Raw genomic sequence first — 12771 nt, forward strand, 5'->3', positions numbered from 1 at the left:
GAGGCGAGGAGCACGCGGGGTAGTGCGGCTTCCAGGCCTGGGGGGACGGCGATCGCGACCCTGTCGGGGTCGGCGGCGTAGGGCTTGGCCAGCCAGGTCGACAGGCGGACCCGGGGGAGTTTGGGCAGCAGGTCGCGGGGCCAGTCCCCGACCAGCAGTCCGGGAGCGAACGCCTCGATTCCGGCAAGACCCGGCAGATCTTCCTTGGCTCGCGCGGACTCCACCGACTGCGGGCCCTGCGTGTAGATCGCGGTGGCCAGTTTGTCCACCCGGGACGCCACCGAGGGCCAGGTCTTCGTGGTCGGCCGCAACACGTAGAGATCCGCCGCGCTGCCGATCGCCTCCGCCCCGTGATACCTATTGAAATCCGGAAATATCGCCTCAGTCAGAAGATTGAGATCAGAAAGCGCGCTCTGCACCTTCAACGCCAGCATCGGCGTGCGCTCAGAAGCCCCATACGCCAGCAGGATCCGCCCCTGATCACGATCCCGCAGCCCTTCGGCCGCGCGCGCCACGAACAACCCCACCCCCTCCGGCGTGTACGGCGGATCGGTGATCGCCAGATCCGCCCACCCCCGCGCCGACGGCGGCAACCCCAGCCGCAGATCAGCCCAGAATGTTCGAACCCCCAGCTCCTGGGCATCCAGATACTCAAGGATCCGCTCGTCGATGTCGGCCACCGCCACCTCGGCCTCCGGATGGATCATCCGCACCGCCAGCGAGGTCAGATCGTGATCTCCGACACACAATACCCGCGCCCCGGGCAGCCAGAACCGCTCCCCGAGCAGCAAGGCCCGCCGCACCACCGTGTCCGCCGTGGCCGCCACGTGATCGAGCGTGTGCCGCCCCCGCGGCGCCTTGGCGATCAGCTCCCCGATTCGGGCCACCGTATCCCCATATATGTCCATAAGGTGAGACACAGGGTCCGAAATATTGGATTCAGTGCCAGTGTTGTAGTGTTTAGCCTGATCAGCTGGGATTCGGACGCGTTCGCCGCGATGCTCAAGGGGGAGTTCGCGGAGCAGCGCCTCGATGGTCCGCCGCGACGTGGCGGTCTCCCGGACCAGATCGGCGAGTGACCACCAGCGCCCATCCGCGAGGAGGGCGACCGCCCTACGGAGCCGCCTGCCATCCACTCCGGCCTGTGCGAACAGCTCGTCGATAGTCATAACTGAAACCCTATCGGCGCGCCACCGCCCGAACTCGTCCTCCGAACGCCCAGGCGGGACCATTCGCACACGGTGGGGTAATCTCTACACACCACAACTGCAGCAGGGCCAGCGTCGTCCCTCTGTCTCCACGCAGAAGATGACGACGGGAGTGATTACATGCCTGCTGCCCGCCTTGGCCGCCCTGGGGGCTTTCCCGAGCCTCAGGGCCTTTACGACCCTGCGAACGAGCACGACGCCTGTGGCGTCGCGATGGTTGCCGACGTGAACGGCCGCCGCAGCTATGACATTGTCGCGAAGGCCCTGACCGCGCTCATCAACCTCGATCACCGGGGTGCGCGGGGGAGCGAACCGGAGACCGGAGACGGCGCCGGCATCCTGACGCAGATCCCGGACGCGCTCTACCGGGCCGTCACCCCGTTCGCGCTGCCCGAAGCGGGGGCGTACGCGGCCGGGATCGCCTTCCTGCCGCACGACGAGCAGGCTCGCGCGGTCGCCATGGGCATGATCGAGGAGATCGCGGCCGAGGAGAACATCACCGTGCTCGGCTGGCGCGAGGTCCCGGTGGGCACCGCGCACGCCGGGCCGAGCGCCCGCGCCGTGATGCCGTCGTTCCGCCAGCTGTTCGTCAGCTCCGGCGAGCTGTCCGGGATCGAGCTGGACCGGGCCGCGTTCGCGTTCCGCAAGCGGGCCGAGCACGAGGTGGACGTCTACTTCGCCTCGCTCTCCTGCCGGACCGTGGTCTACAAGGGCATGCTCACCCCGCAGCAGGTCGAGCCGTTCTTCCCCGACCTGTCCGACGAGCGGTACGTCACCGCGATCGCGCTGGTGCACTCCCGGTTCTCCACCAACACCTTCCCGTCCTGGCCGCTGTCCCACCCGTACCGCTACATCGCGCACAACGGGGAGATCAACACGGTCAAGGGCAACCGCAACTGGATGCGGGCGCGGGAGGCCATGCTCGGCACCGGGCTCATCCCCGGCGACCTGGAGCGGCTGTTCCCGATCTGCGACCCGGACGCCTCCGACACCGCCTCCTTCGACGAGACGCTGGAGCTGCTGCACCTGGGCGGCCGGTCGCTGCCGCACGCGGTGCTGATGATGATCCCGGAGGCGTGGGAGAACCACACCGAGATGGACCCGGCGCGGCGCGCCTTCTACGAGTTCCACTCCACCCTCATGGAGGCCTGGGACGGCCCCGCCTCGATCTCCTTCTCCGACGGCACCCTGGTCGGGGCGGTCCTGGACCGCAACGGCCTGCGCCCGGGCCGGTTCTACGTCACCGACGACGGCCTGGTCGTGCTCGCCTCCGAGGCGGGCGTGCTCGCCGACATCGAGCCGGAGCGGGTGATCCGCAAGGGCCGCCTGCAGCCCGGCAAGATGTTCCTGGTCGACACCGCGCGCGGCCGGATCATCGAGGACGACGAGATCAAGGCCGAGCTGGCCGCCGCCGAGCCGTACGGGGAGTGGCTGCACGCCGGTCTGGTGCGCTTCGAGGAGCTGCCCGAGCGCGAGCACGAGCACCCCACCCACGAGGCGCTGGTGAAGCGGCAGCAGACCTTCGGCTACACCGAGGAGGAGCTGCGGATCATCCTCACCCCGATGGCGGTCACCGGGGGCGAGCCGCTCGGCTCGATGGGCACCGACTCGCCGGTCGCGGTGCTGAGCGAGAAGCCGCGGCTGCTGTTCGACTACTTCAGCCAGCTGTTCGCCCAGGTCACCAACCCGCCGCTGGACGCCATCCGGGAGGAGCTGGTCACCTCCCTGCAGTCCACGATCGGGCCAGAGGGCAACCTGCTGGAGCCGGGGGCGGCGTCCTGCCGCCGCCTGGTCCTGCCGTACCCGGTGATCGACAACGACGAGCTGGCCAAGATCGTCCACATCAACGACGAGGGCGCGCTGCCCGGCTTCCAGCCCTACGTGGTCTCCGGCCTGTTCCACGTGGGCGGCGGCGGGGACGCGCTGCTGCGGCGGCTGCGGGAGATCCGCGAGGAGGTCTCCCGGGCGATCGCGGACGGGGCCAGGATCATCGTCCTGTCCGACCGGGGCTCCTCGGCCGAGAAGGCGCCGATCCCGTCGCTGCTGCTCACCGGCGCGGTGCATCACCACCTGATCAGGGAGAAGTCCCGCACCCGGGTCGGACTGGTGATCGAGACCGGCGAGGCCCGCGAGTGCCACCACATGGCTCTCCTGGTCGGGTACGGCGCGAGCGCCATCAACCCGTACCTCGCCATCGAGACCGTCGAGGACATGACCGCCACGGGCATGCTCTCGATCGACCCGCGCAAGGCCGTCCGCAACCTGATCAAGGCGTACGGCAAGGGCGTGCTCAAGGTCATGTCCAAGATGGGCGTCTCCACGGTCGCCTCCTACACCGGCGCGCAGATCTTCGAAGCCCTCGGCCTGGGCCCCGACGTGATCGCCGAGTGTTTCACCGGCACCACCTCCCGGCTGGGCGGCGTCGGCTTCGACGTGCTGGCCAGGGAAGCCCAGCAGCGGCACCTGAAGGCGTACCCGAGGGCGGAGAACGCGCACCGGCGTCTTGAGGTCGGCGGCGAGTACCAGTGGCGGCGCGAGGGCGAGCCGCACCTGTTCAACCCGACCACGGTCTTCAAGCTGCAGCACGCCACCAGGACCAAGCGCTACGAGATCTTCAAGGAGTACACCTCCCTGGTCGACGGCCAGGCCGAGACGCTGATGACGCTGCGCGGCCTGTTCAAGCTCCGCCCCGGCACGCCGGTGCCGATCGAGGAGGTCGAGTCCGCCGAGAGCATCGTGCGGCGGTTCTCCACCGGCGCGATGTCGTACGGCTCGATCTCGATGGAGGCGCACGAGACGCTGGCCATCGCCATGAACCGGCTGGGCGCCAAGTCCAACACCGGCGAGGGCGGCGAGGACCCGGAGCGGCTGCGCGACCCGGCCCGCCGGTCGGCGATCAAGCAGGTGGCCTCCGGCCGGTTCGGCGTGACCAGCGAATACCTGGTCAACGCCGACGACCTGCAGATCAAGATGGCGCAGGGCGCCAAGCCAGGCGAGGGCGGCCAGCTGCCCGGACACAAGGTCTACCCGTGGATCGCCAAGACCCGGCACTCCACCCCCGGCGTCGGCCTCATCTCGCCGCCGCCGCACCACGACATCTACTCCATCGAGGACCTGGCCCAGCTCATCCACGACCTGAAGAACTCCAACCCGCTGGCCCGCGTGCACGTCAAGCTGGTCTCCGAGGTCGGCGTCGGCACGGTCGCGGCGGGCGTCTCCAAGGCGCACGCCGACGTGGTGCTCATCTCCGGCCACGACGGCGGCACCGGCGCCTCCCCGCTCACCTCGCTCAAGCACGCCGGCGCGCCCTGGGAGCTCGGCCTGGCCGAGACCCAGCAGACGCTGCTGCTCAACGGCCTGCGGGACCGGATCGTGGTGCAGGCCGACGGCCAGCTCAAGACCGGCAGGGACGTCATCGTCGCCGCCCTGCTCGGCGCCGAGGAGTACGGCTTCGCCACCGCCCCCCTGGTCGTCTCCGGCTGCGTCATGATGCGCGTCTGCCACCTGGACACCTGCCCGGTCGGCGTGGCCACCCAGAACCCGGAGCTGCGCAAGCGCTTCACCGGCAAGCCCGAGTTCGTGGTCAACTTCTTCGAGTTCATCGCCCAGGAGGTCCGCGAGTACCTGGCCCAGCTGGGCTACCGCTCGCTGGACGAGATCATCGGCCACGCCGAGCTGCTCGACACCGACGCGGCCGTGGACCACTGGAAGGCGGCCGGTCTTGACCTGACCCCGATCCTCTACCAGCCGGAGCTGCCCGCGGGCACCCCGCTGCACCAGGTCGTCGGCCAGGACCACGGCCTGGACCGGGCGCTGGACAACACGCTGATCCAGCTGGCCGAGGGCGCGCTGGAGTTCGGCGAGCGGGTCACCCTGGAGCTCCCGATCCGGAACGTGAACCGGACCGTCGGCACCATGCTCGGCCACCACGTCACCCGCAGGTGGGGCGGCGCGGGCCTGCCGGACAACACCATCGACGTGTCGTTCACCGGCTCGGCAGGCAACTCCTTCGGCGCGTTCATGCCGCGCGGCATCACCCTGCGGCTCACCGGCGACGCCAACGACTACCTGGGCAAGGGCCTGTCCGGCGGCAGGATCGCGGTCCGCCCGGCCAACGACCTGGACGGCCACATCGTCTCCGGCAACGTCGGCCTCTACGGCGCGACCTCCGGCGAGGCGTTCATCCGGGGCGTGGTCGGGGAACGCTTCTGCGTCCGCAACTCCGGCGCCACCGCCGTGGTGGAGGGCGTCGGCGACCACGGCTGCGAGTACATGACCGGCGGGCGGGCGGTCGTGCTCGGGCCGACCGGGCGCAACTTCGCGGCGGGCATGTCGGGCGGCATCGCGTACGTGCTGGATCTCAACCCGGTCCGGGTCAACCGGGAGATGGTGGAGATCGAGGCGCTCACCGACGAGGACTCCGACTTCCTCCGCGAGACCGTGGAGAAGCACCTGGCCGAGACCGGCTCGCCGGTGGCCAAGGCGCTGCTCACCGACTGGGACGCCGCGCTGGCCCGGTTCGGCAAGATCATGCCCATCGACTACAAGCGGGTGCTGCGCGCCCGCGCCGAAGCAGAAGCCGAGGGCCGGGACATCGACGAGGCCGTCATGGCCGCTTCGCACGGATAAGGGGGGACACTCGATGGCTGACCCGAAGGGGTTTCTCACGCACGACCGGGAGCTGCCGCAGCGCAGGCCGGTGGACGTCCGGATCCGCGACTGGCGGGAGGTCTACGACGACTTCCCGGCCGAGAAGCTGACCAGGCAGGCCGCCCGCTGCATGGACTGCGGCATCCCGTTCTGCCACAACGGCTGCCCGCTCGGGAACCTCATCCCGGAGTGGAATGACCTGGTCTACCGGGACGACTGGCGGGAGGCGATCGAGCGGCTGCACGCCACCAACAACTTCCCCGAGTTCACCGGGCGGCTCTGCCCGGCGCCCTGCGAGATGGCCTGCGTGCTGGGCATCAACGCCGACCCGGTCGCGATCAAGCGGGTCGAGGTGGAGATCATCGACCGGGCGTTCGCGGAAGGGTGGGTCTCGCCGCAGCCGCCGGTGGCCCGTACGGGCAAGAAGGTGGCCGTGGTCGGCTCGGGCCCGGCCGGGCTCGCGGCCGCCCAGCAGCTCACCCGCGCCGGGCACGACGTGGTGGTGTTCGAGCGCGCCGACGCGATCGGCGGCCTGCTCAGGTACGGCATCCCCGAGTTCAAGATGGAGAAGCGCAACATCGACCGCCGGATCGAGCAGATGGCGGCCGAGGGCACCGAGTTCCGCACCGGCGTGAACGTCGGCGTGGACGTCACGGCCGCCCAGCTGCGGGCCGAGTTCGACGCGATCGTGCTGGCCGGCGGCGCGACCGCGTGGCGCGACCTGCCGGTGCCAGGCCGGGACGCCGAGGGCGTCTACCAGGCGATGGAATACCTGCCGCCCGCCAACAAGGGCTTCGGGGACTCTGGCATCTCGGCGCAGGGCAAGCACGTCGTGGTGATCGGCGGCGGCGACACCGGCGCCGACTGCATCGGCACCGCGATCCGGCAGGGCGCGGCCTCCGTCACCCAGCTGGAGATCATGCCGAAGCCGCCCGCCGACCGGCCGGGCTCGCAGCCGTGGCCGACGTTCCCGATGCTGTTCAAGATGGAGAGCGCCCACGAGGAGCTGGCTGAGATGGGCGGCGACCGGGTGTACGCGGTGTCCACAACCGAGTTCGTCAAGGACGCCGAGGGCAGGCTGGCCGCGCTGCGGCTGGTCGACGTGGAGGGCCCCGCCGCCGGGTTCAAGCCGGTGCCGGGGACCGAGCGGGAGATCCCGGCCCAGCTGGTCACGCTGGCGATGGGCTTCCTCGGCCCGGAGAAGGGCGGCCTGCTGAGCGAGCTGGCCGAGCTGTCGGCCGGGGAGTTCTTCGACCCGCGCGGCAACGTGGCGCGCAACACGTCCTACGAGACCGGGGTGGACGGGGTGTTCGCCGCCGGGGACATGGGACGCGGGCAGTCCCTGATCGTCTGGGCGATCGCGGAGGGCCGCTCGGCCGCCGCCGCCGTGGACGAGTTCCTGACCGGCCAGACCGCCCTGCCGGTCGCCATCCCCCCGACAGCCCGGCCTCTGGTTTAATAGTCCGATATATACGGCGTCCTGCCTTTATGGCAGGACGCCGTGTGTATTTTTGCACATATCGTAAATATGCTGATCGGCTTGTAATTATCCTCAACGGGAAGAATGATCATATTCCTGTGCGAGGAGGATTGTTGAGCAAGCAGCGGCGGGCAGCCCGGTTTCTGGCGCTCGGGATATCAGCGGCACTGCTGGGCACGGTTTTCGCCGGGGCATCGGCGACAGCGGACCCGCCGGGGGAGTACCTCGTCTTCTACCTTCCCGGCCAGCGGGACGACGCCGCCCGGGCGGTGGCGGCCAGCGGCGGGGCGGTGATCGGCGAGGAGCCCAGGCTCGGTTACCTGCTCGCCACGACCGCCGCGCCCGCCCGCGTGGGCGCCAGCCCGGCCGTCGCCGCCGTCGCCAGGGACCGCAAGATCGGCGCGACCACCCGGGCCCGCTGGGACGGCGACCCGCCACCCGCGACCGCCAAGCAGCCCCCGGCCGTCAAGAAGGCCGCCGGGGAACCCCTGGCCTCCCGCCAGTGGGACATGCGGATGATCGGCGCCACCCCCACCGGGTCGTACGCCAAGCAGCGCGGCAGCCACAAGGTCCTGGTCGGCGTGATCGACACCGGCATCGACGGCAAGCACCCCGACATCGCCCCCAACTTCAACCGCAAGCTCAGCCGCAACTTCGTCACCGACCGCCCCAAGGACCCCAACGGCAAGACCTTCGACGGCCCCTGCGAGTACAAGAGCTGCAAGGACCCCGCCGACGTGGACGACGACGGCCACGGCACGCACGTGGCCAGCACGATCGGCTCCCCGCTGAACGGCGTGGGCATCGGCGGGGTCGCCCCCGGCGTGTCCCTGGTCAACCTGCGGGCCGGCCACGACGCGGGCTTCTTCTTCCTCAAGCCGACCATGGACGCCCTCACCTACGCGGGCGACAAGGGCATCGACGTGGTCAACATGTCCTTCTACGTCGACCCGTGGATGTTCAACTGCGCCGCCAACCCCGAGGACAGCCCGGCCGAGCAGCAGGAGCAGCGGGGCATCCTGGAGGGCATGAAGCGGGCGATCGCCTACGCCCGCTCGCACGGCGTGACGCTGGTCTCGGCGATCGGCAACAGCGCCCTCGACCTGGGCAAGATCACGGTGGACGTGACCAGCCCCGACTACCCGATCGGCGCCGAGCGCGAGCGCAAGGTGGACAACTCCTGCCTGAACGTGCCCACCGAGCTGGACGGCGTCATCTCGGTCACCGCGGTCGGCCCGAGCGGGCGTAAGGCGATCTACTCCGACTACGGCGTCGAGCAGGCCGACGTGTCCGCGCCCGGCGGCGACCTGGCCGACCCGGCCACCAGGCTCAAGGGCCCGGCCCGCGAGATCCTGGCCGCCGCGCCCGCCAAGGCGCTGCGCGCCCAGGAACTGATCGACAAGCGGGGGCGGCCGATGACCTCCTCGGTGATCAGGAGCTGCGCGGGCGGGAAGTGCGCGTACTACCAGTATCTGGAGGGCACGTCGATGGCGGCGCCGCACGCCACCGGCGTGGTGGCGCTGCTGGTCGCCCGGCATGGGCGGCCCGGCAAGGGCGGGCTCCACCTGAATCCGGCGACCGCCGAACGGCTGCTGTACTCCACCGCGTCGCGCAGATCGTGCCCGACGCCCCGGGCGTACCGGTATTCGGCGAAGGACGTGCAGGTCTGTGAGGGGACCCCGGCCAAGAACGGGTTCTTCGGGCATGGGGTGGTCAACGCGTTCCGGGCGGTCACGCTACCTAAGGACGCCTGAGTAGGCGGGCGGATCCCCCGGGGATCCGCCCGGCTTACCGTGGAAGCATGATGTATCGGGCTGTCTGGGAAGTCACGATGGTCGTGCACTTCATCGTGATCGGCTACATCGCCCTGGGCGGATTCCTCGCCTGGCGCTGGCCACGCCTGATCTGGCCCCATCTGGGCTTCGCCGGCTGGGGCCTGATCCAGCTCACCGGCCTGGTGGAATGCCCGCTCACCGCGCTGGAGAACTGGGGCCGCGCCCAGGCCGGAGCGGGCGGCCTGAAACCGGGCGGCTTCATCGACACCTACATCGAAGGGGTCGTCTACCCGGCCCAGTATGTCTGGCTGGTCCGCTGGATCGTCATCGCCGCCATCCTGATCTCTTGGACGGGCGCGCTCCGGGCTCAGCTCGGCAGGTCGCACAGATCCACCGCGTAGTCCCAGAACCGCTGCTGCACCGCCTTCGGCGGCACGACCTCCATCGTGTACGTCTCCCCGATCCCCGGCGGGGTGCCCCAGAGCGGGAACAGATACGCCTGCTTGGCCTCGGCGAACGCGTGCGGATCACACCGCGACGAGGTGACCAGCACGGGAATCTCCAGGCTCGCCCCCGACAGGACGGCGATCGGCTTGCGCCGGCCGGACTCCGGCTTCAGGTCGAAATGCGTGGTCGCGCCCACGTCGTCGATGGTGACCGGTTCGCCGCTCTTCCTGACCACGGTGAGAACCCCGCGCAGGGAGTCCCCCTCCCGGGTCCAGTCGGACCCGAAGGACACGTCGATCGCCTGCTTCAGGATGAACTGGGCGCACTCGGACTTCACCAGGCGGGCCAGCAGGGGATCGGTGGCCGGGATCGGGTACCTGACCTCGCGCAGCGGCTCGTCTCCCACCCGGAGCCTGGCCACGATCACCGCGGGCTTCGGCGCGGGGATGGTCGTGGGGTGGCAGCGCGCGGGGCCGTACGGGATGGGGAAATCCGTCCGGAGCGTACGGGTGAGCGCCATGTCCACCCGTTTGGGGGGCATAGTCTCGAAGGAGTCGGACAGGACCTGGAGTTCGCTGAAATAGACCGGTGTCGTGGTCGTGTTGGTGACCGCCACCCGCATCCGGTGCACGGGGACATCAGAACGTAACTGCTGCAACGAAACCGAAACACCGGTTGGGGGCTCGGTTGATTCGGTAGCCTGTCCACCGCACGCGATGACGCTCAACAGCGTTGAGACGGCAGCTAACCTCCAGAAATGCCCCATAGCGGGTAAGGCTAGGACACCTTAGCGATCGCGTGAAGTCACTGACAATTAGGCCACAGCAATGGAAGCCGTCACTATCAAGTGGTCTGGACCAATTAGGCTAGGACTCGTGAGTCGTCGAGCAAAGATCGTTTGTACCCTCGGTCCCGCCACCTCCTCTCCGGAGCGCCTCCGCGAACTGATCGCGGCGGGCATGGACGTGGCGCGATTCAACCTCTCCCACGGCAGTCATGAACTGCACCAGGAGATCCTCGACCGGGTGCGTGAAGCGGCCGCCGACTGCGGCCGCGCCGTCGGCGTCCTCGCCGACCTGCAGGGCCCCAAAATCCGCGTGGGCAAGTTCGCCTCCGGCCCGGTGCGGCTCGGCGTCGGCGACGTGCTGACGATCACCACCGAGGACGTGCCCGGTGATCGCGACATGGTCTCCACGACCTACCAGGGCCTGCCCGGAGACGTCAGCCCAGGGGACACCATCCTGGTCGACGACGGCCGCCTCAACCTGGAGGTGACGGCGGTCGAAGGGCCGCGGGTGACCACCCGGGTGGTGGTCGGCGGCATGATCTCCGACAACAAGGGCCTCAACCTGCCCGGCGTCGCGGTCAGCGCCCCCGCCCTCACCGAGAAGGACGAGACGGACCTGCGCTGGGCCCTGCGCACCGGCTTCGACATGATCGCCCTGTCCTTCGTGCGCTCCGCCGAGGACGCCATGATCGTGCACAAGATCATGGACGAGGAGGGGGTCCGCCTCCCGCTGCTCGCCAAGGTGGAGAAGCCGCAGGCGGTGGACTGCCTGGAGGAGATCATCGACGCCTTCGACGGCGTCATGGTGGCCCGCGGCGACCTCGGCGTGGAGCTCCCGCTCGAGCAGGTGCCCATCGTGCAGCGCCGGATCATCGAGCTGTGCCGGGAGAAGGCGCACCCGGTGATCGTGGCCACCCAGATGCTCGACTCGATGATGAACGCCCCCCGCCCCACCCGCGCCGAGGCCTCCGACGTGGCCTACGCGGTGATGGACGGCGCGGACGCGGTCATGCTCTCCGGCGAGACCTCGGTCGGCAGCTACCCGATCGACTCGGTCGCCACCATGGCGAAGATCGCCACCGCCGCCGAGGGCGCCACCCTGCACGCCACCCACAACCTGGACCGCCGCCCCGAGACCACCGGCGGCGCCATCGCCCGCGCGGCCGCCGAGGTGGGCGCCATCGTCGGCGCGAAGGCCCTGGTCGCCTTCACCATGTCCGGCGAGACCGCCCGCCGCCTGGCCCGCTATCGTTCCCCGATCCCGCTGATCGCCTTCACCTCCAACCCTCAGATCCGCGGCCAGCTGGCCCTCACCTGGGGCGTGCAGACCTTCCAGGTCCCGTTCGTGCACCACACCGACGACATGGTCCGCCAGGTGGAGGCCTCGCTGCTCGCCCTCGGCGAGTTCGAAAAGGGTGACAAGATCGTTATCGTGGCCGGTTCCCCGCCCGGGAGCCCCGGCTCCACCAACGCGCTCCGGGTCCACACCATCGGCTCCGCGGTGGCCCACCCGCAGGCCTGATCCGGAAACGGAACAGCCCGCCGAGCATCCGCCCGGCGGGCCGTTTTCGTGCCCTGAGTGGGATTCGAACCCACACTAGATGGTGTTTGAGACCATTTCCTCTGCCGTTGGGATATCAGGGCAGAACAACGTCCGAGATCATGTCAGCCCCCGGGCGTGTTCCTAATGTAGCGGACGTCGGTAACCTCTTGTGCGTGACTGGAACGCAGCGGCGAGTGGTGATCGCGGAAGATGAGGCACTGATCCGCCTCGACCTGAAGGAGATGCTGGAAGAGGACGGCTACGCGGTCGTGGGCGAGGCGGGCGACGGTGAGACGGCCGTCAAGCTCGCCACCGAGCTCCGCCCCGACCTGGTCATCCTGGATGTGAAGATGCCCGTCCTGGACGGGATCTCGGCGGCCGAGCAGATCGTGTCCGAGCGGATCGCGCCGTGCCTGATCCTGACCGCGTTCTCCCAGCGCGACCTGGTCGAGCGGGCCAGGGACGCGGGCGCGATGGCCTATCTGGTGAAGCCGTTCACCAAGGGCGACCTGGTTCCGGCCATCGAGATGGCGGTCAGCAGGCACGAGGAGATCGCGGCCCTGGAGAAGGAGGTCACCACCCTCTCCGAGCGGCTGGAGACGCGCAAGCTGGTCGAGCGGGCCAAGGGCCTGCTGATGGCGCAGCACGGCTGGACCGAGCCGCAGGCGTTCCGGTGGATCCAGAAGGCCTCCATGGACCGGCGGCTGAGCATGCGCCAGGTGGCCCAGGCGGTGGTGACGGAGGCGGCGGGGCCGTCCTGACCTGGGATGGTCATGAACAGGGCGCATGGGCGATCTTGCGGCTTTCGCCCCTTTCGTCGCGACGTTCCAGGTCAACGGCATCGCCGGGCTAGGTTGAGGACTTATTACGACTCCGCATCC

The 12771-nt window shown here is 69.5% G+C and carries 8 protein-coding genes and 1 tRNA gene; 6 read left to right on the forward strand and 3 right to left on the reverse strand.

Features of this window, described 5'->3' with window-relative positions:
• Positions 1 to 1169 (reverse strand): bis-aminopropyl spermidine synthase family protein (locus Aple_RS03555; protein ID WP_155343115.1); only part of this gene is annotated, 1169 nt, incomplete at its 3' end.
• Between the two features lie 159 nt (positions 1170 to 1328).
• Between Aple_RS03555 and gltB the strand changes: the two genes are divergently transcribed.
• The 4 genes from gltB (at position 1329) to Aple_RS03575 (ending at position 9514) form a co-directional block, all read left to right on the forward strand.
• Positions 1329 to 5837, forward strand: a complete 4509-nt coding sequence (gene gltB, locus Aple_RS03560; protein ID WP_155342993.1) for a glutamate synthase large subunit — start codon at positions 1329 to 1331, stop codon at positions 5835 to 5837.
• Positions 5838 to 5850: 13 nt separating this feature from the next.
• Positions 5851 to 7317: a glutamate synthase subunit beta gene (locus tag Aple_RS03565; RefSeq protein ID WP_155342994.1), complete on the forward strand. Its 1467-nt coding sequence runs from the start codon at positions 5851 to 5853 to the stop codon at positions 7315 to 7317.
• A 134-nt stretch (positions 7318 to 7451) separates the two neighbouring features.
• The gene (locus Aple_RS03570) at positions 7452 to 9092 is read left to right on the forward strand and encodes a S8 family peptidase (protein WP_246264088.1); all 1641 of its coding nucleotides are present in this window, start codon (positions 7452 to 7454) and stop codon (positions 9090 to 9092) included.
• Positions 9093 to 9139: 47 nt separating this feature from the next.
• Positions 9140 to 9514, forward strand: coding sequence for a DUF2784 domain-containing protein (locus Aple_RS03575; RefSeq protein ID WP_155342996.1), 375 nt, complete (start codon positions 9140 to 9142; stop codon positions 9512 to 9514).
• Here the strand turns inward: Aple_RS03575 and Aple_RS03580 are convergent.
• Entirely contained in the window at positions 9481 to 10191 is a 711-nt protein-coding gene (locus tag Aple_RS03580) for a hypothetical protein (RefSeq protein ID WP_155342997.1), read from the reverse strand. The genes Aple_RS03575 and Aple_RS03580 overlap by 34 nt on opposite strands.
• A gap of 244 nt (positions 10192 to 10435) precedes the next feature.
• On the opposite strand from Aple_RS03580, the gene pyk reads away from it, so the two are divergent.
• Positions 10436 to 11869, forward strand: coding sequence for a pyruvate kinase (pyk, locus tag Aple_RS03585; protein ID WP_155342998.1), 1434 nt, complete (start codon positions 10436 to 10438; stop codon positions 11867 to 11869).
• A gap of 49 nt (positions 11870 to 11918) precedes the next feature.
• Here pyk and Aple_RS03590 read toward each other — a convergent pair.
• Positions 11919 to 11991, reverse strand: a tRNA-Leu gene (locus tag Aple_RS03590).
• Positions 11992 to 12057: 66 nt separating this feature from the next.
• On the opposite strand from Aple_RS03590, the gene Aple_RS03595 reads away from it, so the two are divergent.
• Complete coding sequence (locus Aple_RS03595) at positions 12058 to 12651, forward strand: ANTAR domain-containing response regulator (RefSeq protein ID WP_155342999.1); 594 nt, start codon at positions 12058 to 12060, stop codon at positions 12649 to 12651.
• Positions 12652 to 12771: the final 120 nt, after the last annotated feature.

Origin of the sequence: Acrocarpospora pleiomorpha (assembly GCF_009687885.1) — a bacterium.
GTDB classification, from domain to species: domain Bacteria; phylum Actinomycetota; class Actinomycetes; order Streptosporangiales; family Streptosporangiaceae; genus Acrocarpospora; species Acrocarpospora pleiomorpha.

Excerpts from the sequence above, each read along its gene's own strand:
- gltB (WP_155342993.1), top strand. The coding sequence starts at position 1,329 with ATGCCTGCTGCCCGCCTTGGCCGCCCTGGGGGCTTTCCCGAGCCTCAG.
- Aple_RS03565 (WP_155342994.1), top strand. The coding sequence starts at position 5,851 with ATGGCTGACCCGAAGGGGTTTCTCACGCACGACCGGGAGCTGCCGCAG.
- Aple_RS03575 (WP_155342996.1), top strand. The coding sequence starts at position 9,140 with ATGATGTATCGGGCTGTCTGGGAAGTCACGATGGTCGTGCACTTCATC.